At 62.1% G+C, this 285-nt stretch carries 1 protein-coding gene; it reads right to left on the minus strand.

Annotated elements, in window-relative coordinates:
• The coding region (locus SCA31_RS23000; protein ID WP_410699353.1) for an SIS domain-containing protein at positions 1-285 on the minus strand (285 nt) is incomplete at both ends.

The raw sequence follows: 285 nt of genomic DNA on the forward strand, positions 1-285 counted from the left end.
CCTTCCGTCCGTTCGTAGACCGAACTGATCACCGCACCCTCGTGCAGCATCGCAGAACCGACGAGTACGGGAACAGTGAAGGCGAGCCCGCCAGCCCGGTAATGCACCTCTTCGGCCAGCATGTGAGAATGCACTGTACCGGAGACATGGAAGCGCTTGTCGGTGCGGGCCGCTTCGGGGATCGCCGCGGCGGCCCGCTGCATTGGAACATCGAGAGCCGACTTCAGCTGGCCGAGCCGCTCGATCAGGTTCGAGAAATAAGCATCGGTGATCGCAGTCATCGCT

The organism is Chryseobacterium sp. SIMBA_028 (assembly GCF_046535285.1).
Taxonomy (GTDB): domain Bacteria; phylum Bacteroidota; class Bacteroidia; order Flavobacteriales; family Weeksellaceae; genus Chryseobacterium.